This is a genomic window from Pseudomonas sp. Fl5BN2 (assembly GCF_009908205.1).
Taxonomy (GTDB): domain Bacteria; phylum Pseudomonadota; class Gammaproteobacteria; order Pseudomonadales; family Pseudomonadaceae; genus Aquipseudomonas.
Map to the genome: position 1 here is coordinate 1 of NZ_JAAARL010000093.1, position 411 is coordinate 411.

Genomic DNA, 411 nt, shown 5'->3' on the forward strand with positions numbered 1-411 from the left:
ATCATTTCTATGGGCATCGGAAAATCCTCAAGCCAGAACATTTAGACTGGCAAGAATATGCATTATTGCTGCTCAATAGCATGCCGGAAAAAACAGCTGAGCATTACCGCAATAAAATCGCCATTTATTTGCACTGGTATCAGAAAAAAGGCATCGAGGTTCCACAAACCCAGCAAGGGGACATTGGCGCGAAAGATATCCCCTCCTGGCGGCGGATATGCAAAGTTTTACTCAATAACGATTACTGGTGTCGAGCATTATCATTTAGTCCTACGAAAGCGAAGAACTATCAGCGTTATAACGAACGGATAAAAGGAAAACGTCAGGAATGGGGGATACTATGCAACAACGATTAACGCAGGATTTAACGCAATTTCTCGCCAGCTTGCCGGAAGATGATCGCATCAAAGC

At 43.8% G+C, this 411-nt stretch carries 1 protein-coding gene; it reads left to right on the plus strand.

Annotation, left to right across the window (positions count from 1 at the left end; all coding sequences use genetic code 11):
- The coding region (locus GV819_RS32730) for a DUF3440 domain-containing protein (RefSeq protein ID WP_161760129.1) at positions 1–356 on the plus strand (356 nt) is incomplete at its 5' end.
- Between the last annotated feature and the right edge of the window lie 55 nt (positions 357–411).